The 18,168-nt window shown below is 55.8% G+C and carries 14 protein-coding genes and 2 tRNA genes; 10 read left to right on the top strand and 6 right to left on the bottom strand.

The window, feature by feature from the left end; genetic code table 11:
- The first annotated feature begins 14 nt into the window (after positions 1 to 14).
- The 6 genes from msrB to QZ516_RS12305 all read left to right on the top strand — a co-directional run bounded on the left by msrB (position 15) and on the right by QZ516_RS12305 (position 3,684).
- A complete protein-coding gene (msrB, locus tag QZ516_RS12330; protein ID WP_297190329.1) occupies positions 15 to 410 on the top strand; it encodes a peptide-methionine (R)-S-oxide reductase MsrB in 396 nt (131 codons plus the stop codon).
- A gap of 131 nt (positions 411 to 541) precedes the next feature.
- Positions 542 to 617 (top strand) — tRNA-Glu (locus QZ516_RS12325).
- Positions 618 to 640: 23 nt separating this feature from the next.
- Positions 641 to 716, top strand: a tRNA-Gly gene (locus QZ516_RS12320).
- Between the two features lie 183 nt (positions 717 to 899).
- On the top strand, positions 900 to 1,211 hold the full coding sequence (locus QZ516_RS12315) for a biliverdin-producing heme oxygenase (RefSeq protein WP_297190326.1): 312 nt from the start codon (positions 900 to 902) through the stop codon (positions 1,209 to 1,211).
- A 51-nt stretch (positions 1,212 to 1,262) separates the two neighbouring features.
- A complete protein-coding gene (locus QZ516_RS12310) occupies positions 1,263 to 1,583 on the top strand; it encodes a hypothetical protein (RefSeq protein ID WP_297190323.1) in 321 nt (106 codons plus the stop codon).
- A 16-nt stretch (positions 1,584 to 1,599) separates the two neighbouring features.
- Positions 1,600 to 3,684: a sensor domain-containing diguanylate cyclase gene (locus tag QZ516_RS12305; protein WP_297190319.1), complete on the top strand. Its 2,085-nt coding sequence runs from the start codon at positions 1,600 to 1,602 to the stop codon at positions 3,682 to 3,684.
- Positions 3,685 to 3,720: 36 nt separating this feature from the next.
- On the opposite strand, the gene QZ516_RS12300 is transcribed toward QZ516_RS12305, so the two are convergent.
- From QZ516_RS12300 to QZ516_RS12280, 5 genes are all read right to left on the bottom strand, one after another.
- On the bottom strand, positions 3,721 to 7,683 hold the full coding sequence (locus tag QZ516_RS12300) for a PAS domain S-box protein (RefSeq protein ID WP_297190315.1): 3,963 nt from the start codon (positions 7,681 to 7,683) through the stop codon (positions 3,721 to 3,723).
- Positions 7,683 to 8,888: an EAL domain-containing response regulator gene (locus QZ516_RS12295; RefSeq protein ID WP_297190312.1), complete on the bottom strand. Its 1,206-nt coding sequence runs from the start codon at positions 8,886 to 8,888 to the stop codon at positions 7,683 to 7,685. The genes QZ516_RS12300 and QZ516_RS12295 overlap by 1 nt, the downstream gene beginning before the upstream one ends.
- A 210-nt stretch (positions 8,889 to 9,098) precedes the next feature.
- The gene (locus QZ516_RS12290) at positions 9,099 to 11,162 is read right to left on the bottom strand and encodes a response regulator (RefSeq protein ID WP_297190310.1); all 2,064 of its coding nucleotides are present in this window, start codon (positions 11,160 to 11,162) and stop codon (positions 9,099 to 9,101) included.
- The gene (locus tag QZ516_RS12285) at positions 11,162 to 11,560 is read right to left on the bottom strand and encodes a response regulator (RefSeq protein WP_297190307.1); all 399 of its coding nucleotides are present in this window, start codon (positions 11,558 to 11,560) and stop codon (positions 11,162 to 11,164) included. The genes QZ516_RS12290 and QZ516_RS12285 overlap by 1 nt, the downstream gene beginning before the upstream one ends.
- Positions 11,557 to 12,702, bottom strand: a complete 1,146-nt coding sequence (locus tag QZ516_RS12280; RefSeq protein ID WP_297190304.1) for an ATP-binding protein — start codon at positions 12,700 to 12,702, stop codon at positions 11,557 to 11,559. The genes QZ516_RS12285 and QZ516_RS12280 overlap by 4 nt, the downstream gene beginning before the upstream one ends.
- A 467-nt stretch (positions 12,703 to 13,169) precedes the next feature.
- Here QZ516_RS12280 and QZ516_RS12275 point away from each other — a divergent pair, with 467 nt between their 5' ends.
- The 3 genes from QZ516_RS12275 to queF are packed head-to-tail and all read left to right on the top strand — an operon-like array spanning position 13,170 to position 15,711.
- Positions 13,170 to 14,111 carry an ABC transporter ATP-binding protein gene (locus QZ516_RS12275; protein ID WP_297190302.1) on the top strand — a complete coding sequence of 314 codons (942 nt, stop codon included), beginning with the start codon at positions 13,170 to 13,172 and terminating at the stop codon, positions 14,109 to 14,111.
- On the top strand, positions 14,108 to 14,881 hold the full coding sequence (locus tag QZ516_RS12270) for an ABC transporter permease (RefSeq protein WP_297190299.1): 774 nt from the start codon (positions 14,108 to 14,110) through the stop codon (positions 14,879 to 14,881). Before QZ516_RS12275 ends, QZ516_RS12270 begins: the two co-directional genes overlap by 4 nt.
- A gap of 8 nt (positions 14,882 to 14,889) precedes the next feature.
- Positions 14,890 to 15,711 carry an NADPH-dependent 7-cyano-7-deazaguanine reductase QueF gene (gene queF / locus QZ516_RS12265; protein ID WP_297190296.1) on the top strand — a complete coding sequence of 274 codons (822 nt, stop codon included), beginning with the start codon at positions 14,890 to 14,892 and terminating at the stop codon, positions 15,709 to 15,711.
- Between the two features lie 16 nt (positions 15,712 to 15,727).
- Here queF and QZ516_RS12260 read toward each other — a convergent pair whose 3' ends face one another.
- Positions 15,728 to 17,104, bottom strand: coding sequence for an adenylate/guanylate cyclase domain-containing protein (locus QZ516_RS12260; protein WP_297190293.1), 1,377 nt, complete (start codon positions 17,102 to 17,104; stop codon positions 15,728 to 15,730).
- A 108-nt stretch (positions 17,105 to 17,212) separates the two neighbouring features.
- Here QZ516_RS12260 and QZ516_RS12255 point away from each other — a divergent pair, with 108 nt between their 5' ends.
- Entirely contained in the window at positions 17,213 to 17,770 is a 558-nt protein-coding gene (locus QZ516_RS12255; RefSeq protein WP_297190290.1) for a nitroreductase family protein, read from the top strand.
- The last annotated feature ends 398 nt before the right edge of the window (positions 17,771 to 18,168 follow it).

The following is an 18,168-nucleotide window of genomic DNA, read 5'->3' as shown; positions in this document are numbered from 1 at the left end:
CTGAGGTGTCGAGAATGGCGAACACAGGACAATTTGACGATGAACAGTGGCGCGAACAGCTCACCCCTGACGAATTCAGAATCTGTCGTCAGAAGGGCACTGAGCCCCCCTTTACCGGGGCCTATTGCGACGAAAAGGCCGCCGGAATCTACTACTGTAAATGCTGTCACCAGTCGCTATTTGATGCTGCGGCCAAGTATGATTCCGGTTCCGGCTGGCCGAGCTTTTATCAGGCCATCGATGAGAACGCTATCGATGAATATTCCGATACCAGCCATGGCATGCGCCGCACCGAGATCACCTGTGCGCATTGTGGCGCTCATCTGGGACATCTGTTTGACGACGGTCCGGAGCCAACCGGACTGCGCTATTGTGTGAATTCGGCCTCCCTGAAATTGGAGCCGTCCTGAAATCCAGATCATAGGTTGTCGCCGGGCTGGTGTCGGGGGTTTTTGCGCCGCCGCCGAGAAAAACAGAATGCAGGGTTGACAGGGCACATGCCGCTTCTTAGAATGCGCGCCTCTCTTGATGAGAACCTTGTGTCCCGTTCGTCTAGAGGCCTAGGACACCGCCCTTTCACGGCGGTAACAGGGGTTCGACTCCCCTACGGGACGCCACTTTTATCCTGAAGGGATAAAATGCGGGAATAGCTCAGTTGGTAGAGCGCAACCTTGCCAAGGTTGAGGTCGCGAGTTCGAGCCTCGTTTCCCGCTCCATTATTAAAACAGGGCCAGTGATGCAAATCACTGGCCCTGTTTTTTTTTGGCCTTTTGCCTTGTTGTGGGTCCTGTTCACCCCAGCATGCTTTAATTCTCCTGCGGACCCCTGTCAAACCTGCCTAAAAAGCCTATCATGACAACGTCCTCGTCTGCTTCCGACCTGACGTTACAGGAACATGAATGATGAACCCGCCGCAAGCATCCCGGATGGCTCCGAATACTTTGCTTGCCACACTGCGCGATGCCACCCGCAACGAGCACACAAGCCTGGAGTGCCACCCGTTATTGCACTCACTGATCAGTGATCAGTTGGTGCTGCAGGACTATCTGAGTTTTTTGCGGGCCTTGCTCGCTTTCTACCGACAGCTTGAGCCTCAGCTGGAGGGGAAATTGCCGGTTGGCTGTCAGCGGGAGGGTTATCGCTACCTGTCCAGGTCGGCATTACTGATGGTGGATCTGGATCGATTGATCAGTGATCTGGACACCGGTTAGCTGCCATTATTACCTCTGCCGGATTTATCGACAGCAGATCGGGTTGTCGGTGTGCTCTATGTGCTGGAGGGGGCCACCCAGGGTGGCAGAGTGATTTCGCCCCGGGTGGCCCGCCTGCTGTCAGAGTGTCAATTGCCCCGGAACAAATTACCGCAGAATAAATTGCCACAGGATGAATGGGCACTGGGTGGCTCTGACGGTGTCCAATACTTACAATTGTTCCGGCATGGTGAGTGGGCGAGGCTGCAGCGTGTTATCGCATGCGTATCCCGGCGTTCTCACTCTGCCGACGACGTTGTGAAGGCAGCCATTGAGACATTTCGATCTCTCGGTGGGTATCTGGATTTTTATCTGATCAGGCAGAGCCATTGAACGGAGCGGGTATTCTTTGAGCTTGCATCACTCTCCGCAACTGGACCAGGCCCTGGCGCATTGCGCCAGTGAACCGGTGCATATTCCAGGGGCTATTCAGCCGGCAGGTTGTCTGCTGTGTGTTGATGAGCAGAGCCACCGTATTGTTCAGGTCAGCGCGAACCTTGAGTCCGTGCTGGGATTGCCGGTGGATACGGTGCTGGGGGCTTTCCTGTTTGATGTGCTGGCACAGCAATCCGCGCGGATGGAAACTGGGCCCACCTTTCAGGGCATGATTGATGAACTGAATACGCTGTCGGAAGAGAGGCCGCTGGTGGTTCACGAAATCCGCTGGTTTGTGGATGGGGTCGTGAAGGTCTTTCAGCTCAGTGCCTGGCGCGATGACCACTATGTGGCCATCGAGGTCGAACCGGTGCCGCGTCTCAGGCAGCGGCGTATTCTGGCAAGAATCAATCAATGGCTGGCACGGCTTGCCGAGGCGGAAACCCGGCAAGAGCTGCTGGATACCCTGGTGAGCGGGATTCGCCAGTTAATCGGTCACGACTGGGTCATGGTGTACCAATTTGATCGCGACTGGCATGGCACGGTAGTCGCCGAGAGTTGTGCAGGCGGGGCAACCAGCTTTCTCTCCCACCATTTTCCGGCCACGGATATCCCGGAACAGGTTCGCAGGCTCTACAGTGTCAATCCGGTGCGCAGTATCCCCGATGCAACAGCAAAGCCGGTGCCCCTGCTGTTTTGTGAGCCCTCGGCCGGGCAGCCGCCCCTCGACCTATCGCCGGGTATGCTCCGTGCGGTCTCACCTGCCCATCTGGGGTATTTGGCCAACATGGGGGTGGGTGCTTCCCTGTCCTTGTCAATACACAGCGCAGATGGGCTTTGGGGGCTGGTGGCCTGCCATGCCCACCAGCCGACGCCATTATCGCCCGCATTGCGCGATGCCGCGCTCACACTGGTACGTATGGCGACCCAGCGTCTGTTTCTGTTACAGGAACGGGAGGATGCGCACTATGCGAGGCGGGTGCTGGAAAACCGCATGCTGCTGGTGGATCATCCCGGCAAAATGTTCAAACCGGATCAACTGATCGATGAATACGGTGAGCGATGGATGGATTTGTTCAACGCCGACGGTGTGGCATTGATGTACCAGAAAAAGCTCAGTCATGTCGGGCATACGCCGGCCCCTGAGGTCTTGTCGCGCATCGTCAATCAACTCAATGCCGAACATCACGGCAATGTGCCCTGGAGTAGTGATTTCCTGAATGAAACGGCTTTGATGGAGGTAGGGAGGCTCGCGGATCTCGCCGGCATGCTGGCACTGCCGCTGACAGCTGTCTCGCCACCGGGCTGGCTGCTGTTTTTCCGCGAAGAACAGCAGCAGGTGCGCTACTGGGCCGGGTCACCGGAACCAAAACCTGTGGTGGTCGATGGTCGGGCTGTGATGAATCCCCGGAGGTCTTTTGAACGTTGGGAGGAGCAGGTGGCCGGACAGAGCGTTCCCTGGCGATCGATCGAAATAAGACTGGCGAGGGAGTTGTCGGAAAATATCTCAATCATCATATTTATCCACCAGGTGGATCTGCTCAACGAGCGTCTGCGCAAGACCAACCAATATCTGGCGTCCCTGGCAACCACGGATTCGCTGACCGACACGTGGAATCGCTATCGGATAGAGCAAGAGCTGGAAAAAGAGATTGCTGTCGCCCGCCGTTATACCCGGCCCTGCACCCTGCTGTTATTTGATATCGACAATTTCAAACATTTCAACGACGTGCACGGTCATGAGGCGGGTGACCGGGTGCTTAAAGTGATCGCCCATGAGGTGACCGGTTGCCTGCGCGAGTCCGATAATCTGGGGCGATGGGGTGGTGAGGAATTTATTGTGCTGGCGGCCAACAGCACACTGAACGATGGTGTCCATTTGGCAGAGCGTTTGCGAGCCCATGTCGAAGCGCTCGATTTTGGTGAACTCGGCGGGGTCACGATCAGCGTGGGTGTCGCCGAGTGGCGCAAGGGGGACACCCGAAAGGTGCTGGTGGTGCGGGCTGATGAAGCCATGTATCGGGCCAAGAGCAGCGGTCGCAACTGTGTTAAATACTAAGTGTCAGGCTCTGAAGCGGCGGTCGGGGCAAGGGGGTCAGGCGGGATCCAGTATCTCTCGCAATTTCACCGCCAATTGCTCGCGATGATAGGGTTTGCTGATCAGCTGCACGCCCCTGTCCAGCCGACCATTGTGAATAATGGCGTTTTCACTGTAGCCGGAGGTGAACAATACCTTCATGTCGGGGTGGATGCGCAGTGCCTGTTCGCTCAGCTGTCGACCATTGATGCCGCCCGGCATCACCACATCGGTAAATAACAGGTCAATATCCTGGCACTGCGCCAGGATATCCAGCGCCTCTGCACCGGAATGGGCAGCTGTGACCCGGTAGCCGAGGCTCTCCAGCAGGGTCGTGACATAGGTTCTCACCTGGTCGTCATCCTCCACCGCCAGAATATGCTCTGTGCCACCCCTGGGCTCGATCTCCCGGGGTGCTTCATAGGGGACTTCATTTGTTGCGATCGCACGCGGGAAATAGAGCCTGATCGCGGTGCCTTCATCCTCTTCTGAATAAATCCTGGCATGTCCGCCGGATTGTTTGACAAAGCCATACACCATACTGAGACCGAGACCGCTGCCCTTGCCCATCACCTTGGTGGTGAAAAACGGATCGAAGGCCTGGCTGACAGTATCGGCAGCCATGCCGGTGCCGCTGTCGGATACCGACACCTGCACATACTCACCGGCGATTACGTCCACTTGATCCTGTGCATAGGTCTCATCCAGCAGCGTGTTGGCCGTCTCAATCAACAGCCTGCCACCCTCTGGCATGGCATCGCGCGCGTTGATGGCAAGATTGAGCAGTGCCACCTCCAGTTGGCCCGGGTCAATTTCGGCAGCCCAGAGTTCCCCGGTCTCGACAAACGTCAATTCAATATCCTCGCTGAGGGCTCTTTTCAGTAATCCCAGGGTGTCGGTCACCAGTTTATTGATGTTCACCCGCCTGGGTTGCAGTGCCTGACGACGGGCAAAGGCGAGCAGGCGATTGGTGAGCTCCGCTCCTCGTTCCGCCGCCGTGACGGTCATTTCCGCCAACTGTTGCAGATCGGGCTTATCGCCGAGCTGCTCCTGCATGAATTCGGCGTTGCCCAATATCACGGTGAGCAGATTGTTGAAGTCGTGGGCAATGCCGCCGGTGAGGTGGCCGACCGCTTCCAGTTTTTGGGATTGGCGCAGCCGTTCATCCATTTCCCGCAGTTCGGTGACATCCACCATGCTGCCGACCATTCGTATGGCCTTGCCTGCGGTATCCCGTGTAATAAAACCCCGATCCACCACGGACAGCGACTTGCCATTGGCGTGAAGAAACCGGTATTCCCCCTGCCAGGTGAGTCCACCGCTATTAAAAACGGCATAGAGCTCTGTGAGCAGGGCATTGCGATCATCCGGATGAATATGTTCAACCCAGAATTCCAGGCCGTGATTGATCTGTGCAGGGTCGTGACCGAACATGGTTTTCAGGTTTTCGTTCCACCACAGGCTGTCCTCAACAAGGTCCCAGTCCCAGATCACATCGTTGGTGGCTTTGGAGACCAGTTGGAATCGTTCGTCACTCTGCCTGACAGCCTGCTCAGCCATTTTCCGGTCAGTAATATCCCGCTCTACTGCAACCCAGTGGGTAAACCAGCCGGTTTCGTCCGCCAGTGGGACAATGTCCATTTCCAGCCAGAACTCATCACCACTTTTGGTGTAGTTGATTAGTTCAGCACGCACGGGCTGCCAAAGGGTAAGGGCCTCCCGAATGCGATCCAGCTCTGCCCGCTGGGTTTTTGGCCCCTGCAGCAGGCGCGGTGTTTTGCCGATGACCTCCTCCCGGCTATACCCGGTGCGTCGCTCGAAGGCATCGTTGACATAGATGATTCTGGGCCCCTCGGGTTCATCCAGAGGTCTTGCTTCAGTGATCAGTAAAATGTCATTTTGCCGGGAGATGGCGGATTCCAGCAGTCGCAGGTGTTGCTCTCTGGCTCGCTCCTGGGTGACATCCTGAAAATAGATGGCGAGTCCTTCGATCGAGGGGTAGGCCTTTACCCGCAACCAGATATTCAGTTCGCTGTAACGTTCGGTAAACATACGTGTCGTCTGTGTTGTAAGGGCCGCTTCATACTCGGTGCGGAAAGCAGAATCTGCGGCAGCCGGAAAGCACTCCCAGGCGTTATTGCCAATCAGTGCATCCCGGCGCTTGTTGAGAATTCGGCAAAATTCGTTGTTGACGAAGGTGAAATTGAAGTCCCTGTCGAGGGTGAAGAAGCCATCGCTCATACTCTCCAGGGTCTGTTCCAGCTGTTGAGATAACGTCTTCGATTGTTCCCGTGCGTTGATGTGATCGGTAATATCCTGGAAGGCACCGCGCACAGCACAGATGTTGCCCTCGGCGTCGTATTCAGCTTCACCGGTGCTGCGCACCCAGATGGGTCTGCCGGTGGCAGTAATCTTCGGCATCACCTCACTGAAGGATTCACCCCGTTCAGCGCAGGCGTCAAAGATACGACGAAAGCGGTTACGATATTCCGGTGTATAGAAATTGATGGCTTCCTGCAGTGTGGGTTGAAATTGTGGCCCGACGTCGTGAATTTCGGCAGTCTCTTTTGACCATTTCATGGTTTTTGTCTGAAGGTCAAAACGCCAGCCTCCCAAATGGGCTGCCTGCCCTGCAATCCGTTGCAGGCTGGAGGCCTCGGCCAATTGACTGTCCGCCAGAACCTGATCGGTAATGTTCTGTACCACCCCGGTGAGCAGGCGTCCGTCGGCGGTATTGGCCAGTTCCCCCATGCCCTGAACATGCATAATGCTGCCGTCCGGTTTGGGGATTCTGTGACGAAACTGCAGCGGCGCATCGGGCTTTTCCAGAAAACTGTTCAACTCGTCGACCAGACCCTGCCGGTCATCCGGGTGCATCAATTGGAGGTAGGCATCAAAGCAGTGGTCGAAGTCCTCGGGGGCGATATCGTACATTTCGTAGATATCATCGGACCAACTGAGTACATCGCTGTCGAGATTGAGTTTCCATATCCCCAGCTTCAGCAGGCGTTTGGCTGTGCGCAGACTGGCTTCCTGTTCCTGCAGGCGGCTGTTGGCAATTTTCAATTCGCGGGAGCGCAACAGGATATCCAGCTCCAGTTGGGCGCCGTCGTGTTCCTCAGTGGCAGTGGATCCCCGGGTTGTCAGTCGTCCCTCCACCGAGTAGACAAACTCGGTGACATCCTCGGTTCTGAGGATAATGAATGTAATTTGGCCATCGGCCCCTTTGATGGGGGTGTTCACACAGCTCCAGAAGTGTTCGGCGAATCCACCGCCCTGGTCTTCCGGGCGGGGAATGGGATAGCGCTGAACCGGCAGAATGTCGGACATGCCGGTCTCTTTGACCTGTTCCAGTGAGGCCCGAAGATTCCGGACGCCGTCGGCTTTGCTGTCCTCGGGGTCGTCGGGGAAAACATCGAACATTCGTCGGCCCTTGATGTCCTGCCTGCGGGTGCCAGTGGCATTGAGATAGGCATCGCTGGCGGCGACAATCCTGAATTCGTCGGGGGTCAGGACCAGAAATTGACCGGGCGCTGACTCGAACAGGGATTGAAACAGGTGGGCCGAAGCCTCGGCTTCCTGCCGCAAAACCTGTTCCCGCTTCAGGTAGTTGGCTTTATCTTCCTCCAGTGCCAGCAACCGAGTGACATCCCGGGCGGAGACCAACTCGGCCCTTGTGCCCTCATGGTCCAGTGTGTGCGCGGTGATCACCACCGAGATAATCTCCCCGGACTTGAGGCGGTGACGCCAGATACCAGCCTCATTAAACCCCGGAGTTAAGGAAGCAACGTTTTCGACTAAGCCGGGGACATCTTCCGCCGGCCGAATATCCCTGATGGTCATGGCGAGGAATTCGTCCCGGGAATAGCCATATTTGGCAATGGCGGCATCGTTGACGTCAAGAAAGCGCAGGGTTTCCCGATCATAGATCCACATTGGATCCGGGTGGCATTCGAAAAGGAGATCCCCGGGGATAGGCACTAATGCCCCCGATTAGCAGTTGGAGGGCACTTCAGCCATTCAAGGATGGCATCTGGTGGCATGGGCCGGCCAATAAAATACCCCTGAGCTGTATCGCAGCCAATCTCCGCGAGAAACGACAGTGTCCATTGGTCTTCCACCCCTTCGGCAGTCACCAGCAGTCCCAGTGCTCTGGCCAGGCCGACGATCGCTGCCGCAATTTTCTGTGATTCCTCGGACTGCGGTGCCGAGATGACAAACATTTTGTCAATTTTCATTTCTGAGAAGGGCAGCCGTGCCAGCTGAATCAGGGATGAGTAGCCCACCCCGAAATCATCGATCGACAGGCTGAACCCCTTGATGCGGAACTGGGTCAGAAATTCCAGCATCATGATCGGATTTTCCATGCTGCTGCTTTCCGTAATCTCAAGCACAATTTGGTGAGGGTCCAGCCCCAGTGCCTGACACTGGGACATCAGCCACTCGGACAGGCCGGCGTCCGCTATCACCTTGGCGGACATGTTCAGGGCGATGGTGGTATCGGTGCCGCGAAACGATTCGGCAAACCAGCGGAGAGACTGGCCAAATACCTGTTGGGTCAGTTCACCGATCAGGCCGGTTTCTTCCGCCAGCGGAATGAAGCGGTCGGGCATAATGATGCCGATACTGGGATGGTGCCACCGGGCCAGCGCTTCAAAACCAATGCATTTTCCTGTGGCACAGGATACCTTGGGCTGGTAGTAAACGCCTATTTGCTGCTCAGTCAGGCCCGCGGCGAGGGTCTCCCTGGTGAGCTGGAATTCCTGTGGCCGGTTATCGGGTGCCTTGAGGGCAGGCTGATGGGTTTTGTCGCTGAGCAACTCGCGGAGTCGATTGGGGGTAAAGGGCTTGCCCAGTACCCCCGAGACATTGAGACCATTTTCTGCGGCGGCTCGACCCGCGGCTTCCAACACCCTGTTGCCCAGACCGCTGGCAACGATCACGACGCCATCAAAGGCGGCATCGGCCAGACGTTTCAGTATCTCGACACCATCCACTTCCGGCATGGCGAGATCGACTATCAGGTGTGAAGGGGTCCAGTCTTTGACCAGGTGAAGAAACTCGTCCGCACTGGTGGTGGCGCGGGCATCGTGACCGGCACTTTTGGCAATGGTGCAGATGGTAAAGCTGACGTCGGCATCATCATCGAGTACCAGCAGCCGTTTATCGGGGATCCCTAATGTCATCACCAGACCTTTATTATTCGCATGTTTGTCTGGCGGAAAGACTTGTTTGGCCAGAAAGATAATCCGTGATCAAATCCACCATAGTCCCAGCATGCGGTATTGTGTGGGTTGTTTCAAGCCCGCTTGAAAGCCGCTCAGTTTGTAGGAATACAGCGGTTATTGACCGCCGGATGACCGCCGGTATTGCGGGGTTCAGGCATTGGCGATTTATCATGCGTTGTCCTGCTGTGTCAGTACCTGGCGCAGGCATTGGGCAAGCTCAGACCGGCGGTAGGGTTTTCGGATGAGGTTGGTGTTGCCTTGGGGCCTGTCGCCTTCATCGTCGTGGCCGGCAAACCCGGTGGTGAACAGTATCTTCAGGTTGGGGCGCAGCTCACTGGCCAGTTGGGCAAGCTGTCTGCCGCCCATACCGGGCATGCGCAAATCGGTGAACAGCAGGTCAACAGTATTGCCTTCGTGCAACAGGTCGAGTGCCTGCTGGCCATCGGTTGCCGTGATGACCTGATAGCCCAGAGACTCCAACTGATGTTTGGCGACACTCCGAACCAGGTGGTCGTCCTCTACCAACAGGATTGATTCATTGCCGCCGATATTTTCAGATGGTTGCTCATCAACCGGCAGCGGTGTCGGTGGCTGGTCGGAGACAGGCAGATACAGCAGGAAGGTGCTGCCTTCCCCCGGTCTTGAGCGGACGTTGATTTGCCCGCCGGACTGGTTGATAAATCCGTGTACCATTGCCAAACCCAGCCCCGTTCCGGCACCCTGTTCTGCAGAGGTGAAAAAGGGCTCAAACAATCGATCCACAAGCTCCGGGGCTATGCCGGTGCCCGTATCGGTTATCGATAACACGGCATACTGGCCACAACTCAAATCCAGCTCGGTTGAATCGCTAGCCTGAGTGGCGCCTGTTGAGATGGTCAGGCTACCACCCTGCGGCATGGCATTGCGTCCGTTGACACACAGGTTCAGCAGCGCGTGTTCCAGTTCTGAAGGGTCCACGTAGACCGACGGCAGCCGGGCATCGAGTTCCAGGGCGATTACAATATTGCTGCCCAGTGCTCGCTGCAGCAGCGGCTCTATGCCGAGTACCAGTTGATTCAGGTTCACGGTCCTCGGGGTGAGGCTCTGTTGCCGGGCAAATGCCAGCAGGCGATGGGTCAGATCCGCTCCGCGCTCAGCCGCCTCCGTGATCATCCTTGCCAGCCTTTGATGGTCGGGGTGGTCGCCCAGTTTGTCTTCCAGAATTTGCGCGTTGCCCATGACCACCGTGAGCAGGTTGTTGAAATCATGGGCGACCCCGCCCGTCAGCATGCCCAGGGCCTCCAGCCGTTGTGCCCGGTGGAGTTGTTTTTCCATCGTGATGCGGTTTGTGATATCGGTCATGCCGCCGACCATCCGGATGACAGTGCCATGGTCATCGCGAATCAGGTGACCGCGGTCCTCCACCTGGGCCCACTGGCCGTCTGCACATCTGAAACGATAGCTGGCGGACCAATGATTGTTGCCGTTTTGGGAAATGGCCAGTTGGCGCCCGGTCAACACCTCCTCCCGGTCATCGGGGTGAATCAGCGCCGCCCAGGCGGCGTCATCGGGTTGCGAGTCGGCGCGACGGTGGCCAAAGAGCTGTGTGAAACCGTCATTCCACCAGCGATTGTCACTGAGCATATCCCAGTCCCAGGCGGCATCACTGGTGGCCTGGGCCAATAACCGGAATCGCTCCACGCTGACCCGAAGCGCGGCTTCCGTGGCTTCCCGGCGGGCGATATCTTTCTGCAAGGCCCGGTTGGCGATTTCCAGTTGACGGGATTTTTCTTCCAGTTTGCGGACCAGTGTCTGGTTGTAGGTCTTCAGGATAGTGTTTTCATCGAGCCCGACGGGGCTGGTCGCAATGGGCTTGGCGCTATGGGGTTGATCCTGGATTTGCCACAGGACTTTGAGGAAAGCTTCCGGCTCGGCAGATTTGAGGACAAAGGCATCGGCGCCGAGATCCAGGGCCAGTTCGCGGTCACTTTCTTCGGTGTAGGTGGCAGTGTAGATGATGAAGGGAATATGCTTGAGCCGGGGGTCGGATTTCCATTGCTGGAGCAGCGTGTAACCGTCCATGATGGGCATCAACAGATCGGAGACAATCATATCGGGAGGGGTGCTGCGCGCCTTATCCAGTGCTTCGTTGCCCTGGCTGGCAGCATCGACCTGATAACCGTGGCTGATGAGCAGCGTCTCCAGGTAATAGAGGTTTTCCTCCCGGTCATCAACGATGAGGATCCGTGGCATCAGCTACTTTCCATATCCGGAGACTGCCGGCAGACACTTTCCACCTCATCGACAAAGGTATCGGGGTCGATGGGCTTTTCGATATAACCACTACAGCCCGCTGCCAGTGCTTTCTCGCGATCACCCGCCATGGCGTGGGAGGTCACTGCGATAATGGGAACCCTGCCCACAGATTCGACTTCGCGCAGGGTTGCTGCCACGTCATAGCCATGCATGGTCGGTAATTGTATATCCAGCAGAATCAGGTCGGGCAACAGCGCCTTCGCCAGTGCAATGCCTGCCGGTCCGTCTGTGGCCGATCTGACGCGGTGGCCGCGGTGTTCCAGTAAAAAAGTCAGCAGGTAGCGGTTGAGCTCATTGTCTTCAATGACCAGAATATCGAGGCGGGGTTCTTTCATGATAGCTCCAGTGGCAATGTCACGGTAAATTCACTGCCCTGTGACCATTGACTGTCGACCTTTAGCGTGCCGCCGAGCAGGTTAGTCAGGCGGCCGCAGATGGCCAGTCCCAACCCGGTGCCGTCATGTTGGCGGGTGAGGCCCGTGTCGACCTGGTTGAAAGGTTGGAATAGCTGCTCTATATCTTCCGGTCGGATACCAATGCCGGTATCGGTGACCCGGAATCGAACAGCCGCCACCGGCTGTTCGCTGCGTGGTGATGCTCCGTTATTTGCCTCATCGACCGTGGCTGGAGGCATCCATGCCGGTTCCAACTCCACATGCAGCGTGACACGGCCCTGGTCCGTGAACTTGATAGCGTTGTTCAACAGATTCAGCAGAATTTGTTCAACCCGTCGACGGTCACTGCGCATGGTGGACAAACCGGCTGCGATGTCCCTGTGAAGTGACAGACCTTTCTGCTCTGCCAATGGCTGAACACTCCCGATAACCTGATCAATTGCATCGGCCAGATCAAAAGGCTCCTGTCGAACCTGTAACTGCCCGGCTTCGATCTTGGAGATATCCAGAACGTCGTTGATCAGATCCAGCAGGTGGCGGGCACTGCTGCGGACCATGCCCAGTTGTTTTTTCTGTTCCTGGGTAATGGGCCCCGCCATGCCCTGCAGGATGATACCGGTAAAGCCAATGATCGAATTGAGCGGGGTCCGCAACTCGTGGGACATAGTGGCCAGAAATGATGACTTCAAATGGTCGGCAGTTTCCGCGCGGGTGGCGACTGATTCCAGTTCGTTAGTGCGAGCCCTGACCCTTTTTTCGAGGTCCTGGTTCAGTGTTTTGAGATCGGCATAGGCCCTCTCCAGGGCACCGAAGGCCCACCAGATCAGCAGCAGTAATAACAGCGAGGTGACGGAGACAAAGCCAATACCCTTGTACACACTCCAGCGGGTGAATGTTTCGGTATCCGCCGCCAATGCCATCAGTGCATGGTCAGAGGCATAGATCCATAAAGAGGCTACAATCGCGTAGGTGGCAGTGATCAACAGCGCGCGGGAGCGCAATGACCACCTTCCCGGTTGTTCTGATGCGGGTGGGAGAGGCGTGTTTTGCCCAGCTTCGTCGTCGGGCCAGTTGGCGCTCATGGGGTAACCCCGGGATTTGGGTCGGTATTGGGTCCCGGTCTTTCCCGGTTATCCGATAGTGCAGTCAAGTCGAGCAACATGGCCGGCCTTCCTGTCAGTGTGACAATTTCTTATGACGAGGCCGCAATACCCAATTTAACGTATGGACGGTCATTGCGGGCTGTTTTTATGCGTATGACCACTTCAGAATAGGCCCAGAGTGGTTGGTGGGTCAATCATTGCATTGATGATCCTTACATTGATGATAGTTGGCCGGGTCGTCGCTTTGTTCGGGTGCAGTATCGCCGCCCCCTGATGTCAGATTAATGCGCCGGGTTTTTTGGTGTTAACCGACAAACGCCGGGCAAAGTCATTTAGACTATCACCCCTGCTGAGCCGGTCATGTTCTTTGGCTGACGCGCGGGCATTTTTATTCTGTAACTGCTTTTATTTTTGTAACTGCTTTTTTTTGTAACTATTGGGATGCTATGACTGCTGCATTATCGATCCGCAATTTGCACAAACAGTATGACAATGGCTTTGAGGCACTCAAGGGTATCGACCTGGATGTTCAGCCCGGCGATTTTTTCGCGCTGCTCGGGCCCAATGGTGCCGGTAAGTCCACTACCATCGGCATCATCTGTTCTCTGGTGAGAAAAACGGCTGGTGAGATAGCTATTTTCGGGACGGATATCGACAGGAACTTCTCCCTGGCCAAGCAGTATATCGGCGTGGTTCCACAGGAATTCAACTTCAACCAGTTTGAAAAGGTCATTGATATTGTCAAAACCCAGGCGGGTTATTTCGGTCTTCCCTCAAAGCTTGCCGATGAGCGCACTGAGAAATATCTGAGGCAGCTGGGTCTTTGGGAAAAACGCCATCAGCGCTCACGGATGCTCTCCGGTGGTATGAAGCGACGACTGATGATTGCCAGGGCCCTGGTTCACGAACCGCGGCTGTTGGTGCTGGATGAGCCCACGGCCGGTGTAGATATCGAGTTGCGCCGCTCCATGTGGCAGTTTCTCAAAGGGATTAATGCCAGCGGCACCACGATTATTCTGACCACCCACTACCTGGAGGAGGCAGAGAGTCTCTGCCGCAACGTGGCGATCATTGATCAGGGTAAAATCATCCACAATACCTCCATCAAGCAGCTGTTGCGGCAGCTCAACAAGGAGGTGTTTGTGCTGGATACCCGCGAGGCCCTGACAGGAATGCCGACCATTGAGGGTTATCCGGGGCAGCTGATCGATGAACACAGTTTTGAGGTTGAAGTGGTGAAGGGGAAATCGCTGAACAAGTTATTTGCCAGTCTCAGCGAGCGGGACATTCATGTGACCAGCATGCGCAACAAGGCGAACCGGCTGGAAGAGCTGTTTGTTTCCCTGGTGGAGCCCCACAGGAATGAAACGGCGGAGGCGCAGTTATGAATGCCGGTCAGCAATGGGTGGCGTTTACCACCATCCTGGTGAAAGAAGTCCGCCGTTTTATGCGCATCTGGCAGCAGACCCTGCTGCCGCCTGCTATTACGATTGCCCTGTATTTTGTCATTTTTGGCAAATTGATCGGACCGCGGATCGGTGAGATGTCCGGTTTCACCTATATCGAGTTTGTGGTGCCGGGGCTGATCATGATGTCGGTGATCACCAATGCCTATGGCAATGTGGTGTCTTCTTTTTTTGGCACCAAGTTCCAGCGCAGTATCGAAGAGTTGCTGGTGTCGCCGGTGCCCAATTACATCATTTTGCTGGGTTATGTGATCGGCGGTGTGGTCCGTGGTCTGGCTGTGGGGATGATTGTGACGCTGCTGTCCCTGTTTTTTACCGATCTGCAGGTCAGTCATCTGGGTGTAACAGTCGCCATTGTATTTTTAACTGCGGTCCTGTTCGCGCTGGCGGGGTTTATCAACGCGGTTTTCGCCAACAGTTTTGATGATATTTCCATTATTCCAACCTTTGTGTTGACGCCGCTCACCTACCTGGGCGGCGTGTTTTACTCCATCAGCATGTTGCCGCCTTTCTGGCAGGCGGTGTCGTTGGCCAATCCGGTGCTCTATATGGTCAACACCTTCCGGTACGGTCTGTTGGGCGTCTCGGATATTAATGTGGCATGGGCCTTTGTCATGGTGACGGGTTTCTGCGCCCTGCTGTTTTTCTTCTCGCTGTTCCTGCTGGAGCGGGGCAAACGATTGCGCAGTTGAGGTGAGCCGTGACTGAGAAAAAATTATTGCTGGGGGCCGACACTGACTATCCCGCCAGCTACAGTCCGCAGTTATTGCACCCGATTCCCCGGCAAGAGGGCAGGCAGGCACTGGGTATTCTGGACGCCGAGCCTTTTTTTGGCGTGGATCTCTGGACCGCCTATGAGCTCTCCTGGCTGGATATGCGGGGCAAGCCGGTGGTGGCGGTGGCCGAGTTGTCGATACCGGCCAGCACGCTCAATCTGGTTGAATCAAAATCCCTGAAACTCTATCTCAACTCGCTGAATCAGGAGCGCTATCGCTCCGTGGAAGAGGTGGCCCGGACCATCGAGCGCGACGTCAGTGCCTGTGTGGTGGGGCCGATACTGGTAGGGATCCACCCCGGTGACAGTTATCGTCACATGGGACTCGGCTCACTGCCCGGTATTTGCCTGGATGACCTGCCGGTGGAGGTGGACACCTATGCCCCCGATCCCTCGCTGCTCGGCCTGGCAGACGGACACACAGTGGTCAGCGAATCGCTCTACAGCCATTTGTTGAAAACCAATTGCCCGGTCACCGGGCAGCCCGATTGGGCCAGTATTCTGATTCGTTACAGTGGTCCTGCAATCGACCGCGAAGGGTTGTTGCGCTATCTGGTTTCTTTTCGCAATCATCAGGATTTTCACGAGCAGTGCGTGGAACGCATCTTTACCGAAATCAGGGAGTTGTGTCAGCCGGACAGACTGGAGGTTTACGCCCGCTACACCCGTCGCGGTGGGCTGGAGATCAATCCCTATCGCAGCAGTGTGCAATCCGATCCTCCCAGGGTGCGCCTGTCGAGGCAGTGAGAGCGAGCAGCGGGAATTAGTAGTTTTTCTTGTTTTTCAGTTGGGCGGCGGCTTCGATCAGGGACCTCATGATTCGATCCCGGTCGTAGTGGCGGATTCTGTCCATATCCATATAGAAAGAAAAACCATCGGTCATGTGCTCGAAGTAGCTCTGGTCACTGCCCATATTTTTGCGGAAGTCCACCACAGAATAAATCCGCACCGGCTGTTGATAGCCCTTGACCTGAATCTCGCCCATATCGCGGCACATGATCTGGTCTTTCACCAGTGAGTAGGTCTCGTGTGAAACCAGAATCTCGCCGGGTTCTGCGGCGGACTCCAGTCGGCTGGCCAGATTCACCTCGGTGCCGAGCAGGGTGTAGTCCAGCCGGTTCTCCGTGCCAAAGTTGCCCACGGCGCAGTAGCCGGTATTCAGGCCCATGCGTATTTCCATGGGTGTTTCTATGCCCTGACTGGCCCAGCGACGTTGCAATTCCTTCATGTGTTTTTTCATGGCAATGGCCATTGATACTGCGGCCGTACAGTCGGCCTTTACGCCATTACTGGTGGGGTCGCCAAAGAAAACCATAATGGCGTCGCCGATAAACTTGTCGATGGTACCGCCGTGCTGCAGGGCAATTTGCGACATTTCGGACAGGTAGTTGTTCAGCAGGCTGGTCAGCACATCGCCCTCAAGTTCTTCGGCCAGTTCGCTGAAACCCTTGATGTCTGAAAAAAATACGGTCAGTTTTTTGCGATGGGTTTCCAGCTTGACGTCTTTGCCCGACTGGATGGCCTTCAGCAGGGTTGGGGAGAGATATTTTGACAGGCGGTAATTTCTCAGTTTCAGTTGAACCTGTGTTTTTTCCAGCTCTTTCTGTTTCTCTCCCAAGGTTGCGATTTCCCTGGAACTGCTGGCGCCGTAAATACAGATATATATCCCCAGCGCCAACAGTGGTGGCAGACCGGTCAGGATGTCTGCCGAAAGTGTCCATTGGGGAAATCTCAGGAGTGCGGTTATTGCAATGCCGAGCAACAGCGCCAAGTTATCATTGCGTAATTTCCTGAAACCGCCACCAATGATTCCGTTAAACTGCAGCGTAATAATCAGCAGCAGAGCAGGCAAAAGGCTCAGGTCGATCAGGCAGATCAGGCCACCGAGCAGCAGCGCATCAATAAAGGATAAAACCGTCCCGACGCCGGGCCGTGATGACGGCGAGATGCGCTGCAATACAAAATGGGAAGACAGAATATAGCCAATGGTCACCAGCAGGGGCAACGTGACAATCAGCTCATGCTCCAGTCCACGATGGAACGTGAGTAGCGATAAAATACCGGCAAAACCTACCAGAAGGCGGAACAGACTCTGGTAATGTAAAATGCGGTTTGTCTCTTTAAGACTGTTTGGCGTCATCCTGTAAGATAATGTTCCCGGTACAGTGAGTCAGTGCGCGTCATTACACGATGTCTGATCGAAAATGTCCATGACCCAGCAAACTGGACACAGCAGTAAGGAAAAAAAATGGATGCATTGCAGGCCCTTCACCAGCGCGTATCAGTACCCAGACTGTCCGAGCCCGCGCCGAAAGGTGACATTCTGGCCAATATTCAGCGAGCGGCGTTTCGTGCTGCCGATCATGCAAGAATGCGCCCCTGGCGTTTTCTCATTATTGAGGGAGAGGGGCGGCGGGCGCTCGGCGAGCTGTTTGTTCGTTCAGAAGAACAGCAGGGTGCCGAACTCAGTGACAAAGCGCGGCAGCGTATTGCCGAGCGTCCCCTGCGCGCGCCAATGGTCATGGTCGTGATCGCCAGCCCGAAAGAAAACCCCAAGGTCCCGGAATTTGAACAGTGGCTATCCGCCGGCGCAGCTGCGCAAAATATGATCACTGCCGCTTATGCACAGGGCGTCGGTGCGGTCTGGCGAACTGGCGACTATGCCTATGACCCCTACGTCATGGCAGGGCTGGGGCTCAGTGATGCCGAGCGTATCATCGGCTTCCTGTATCTGGGAACTGTCCAGATTGCGCCGCCCGAGGCCCCTGAAGCAGCCATCGATGATTACTTTCAGTGCTGGCCCTGACAATTGCTTTTTCCGGGTTGCTTGTGTACAGTTCCGCTCCTCAAAATCCTGCGCCAACTGATCCACAGACGGGCAGAGGCCCTCAGTTCCGGGTTGGCAGGCGAAAATTTTTCAAGCTGAAATGAGAGCATTACTGAGGTATCCGATTGGTTGACTCGGAGCTTTAGCAGAGAGGGCACCCTTTAGGGTGACAACGAGCATGCAGGCGTGCGGTCTTGGAGTTAAGTTAAGCTTGTTAAAGCTCAGATGATAAAATTTGGTGAGGTGTCCGAGTGGTTGACTCGGAGCTTTAGCAGAGAGGGCACCCTTTAGGGTGACAACGAGCACGCAGGCGTGCGGTCTAGGAGTTAAGTTAAGCTTGTTAAAGCTCAGATGATAAAATTTGGTGAGGTGTCCGA

The sequence above is a fragment of the uncultured Porticoccus sp. genome, assembly GCF_913061305.1.
In the GTDB taxonomy this organism is placed as follows: domain Bacteria; phylum Pseudomonadota; class Gammaproteobacteria; order Pseudomonadales; family Porticoccaceae; genus Porticoccus.
This window is presented reverse-complemented; position numbering and strand designations above follow the sequence as displayed.